Source organism: Salinivibrio costicola subsp. alcaliphilus, from assembly GCF_001996185.1.
Taxonomy (GTDB): Bacteria; Pseudomonadota; Gammaproteobacteria; order Enterobacterales; family Vibrionaceae; genus Salinivibrio; species Salinivibrio costicola.
Genome location: NZ_MUFR01000136.1, coordinates 1 through 469 on the forward strand (window position 1 = coordinate 1; position 469 = coordinate 469).

Annotated in this window: 1 pseudogene; it reads right to left on the bottom strand. The window is 63.3% G+C overall.

Annotated features, from left to right (window positions below):
* Positions 1-469 (bottom strand): annotated as a pseudogene (locus BZJ21_RS15550) (hypothetical protein); the annotation flags it as partial.

Below are 469 nucleotides of genomic sequence, written 5' to 3' on the forward strand. Positions count from 1 at the left end.
GATGGTGTCACCGTCCACCGCTCCGGCTGGCAAGCCGACTTCAACGTCGACCTGGCCATCGAGCTCGTCACTGCTGATCACGCCATCATCGTTGGCGTCTTCGGTGATGGTGACCGTCGGCGCGCTGTTGTCGTCACCCGCCTGGGTGTCGAGCACGGCGCTGTCGCTGCCTTCTGCCGAGGTGTTGCCGAACTGGTCTTCCAGCACCGCTGTCACCTCGAGGGTTTCACCTTCCGATGGCGCATCGAACGAGGTCGCTACGCTGCCGTTGTCGATGTCGCTCTGCTCCAACACGATCTCGTTGGTGGTGGTGCCATCGCTGACGCGGATGGTGTCACCGTCCACCGCTCCGGCTGGCAAGCCGACTTCAACGTCGACCTGGCCATCGAGCTCGTCACTGCTGATCACGCCATCATTGTTGGCGTCTTCGGTGATGGTGACCGTCGGCGCGCTGTTGTCCTCACCCGCC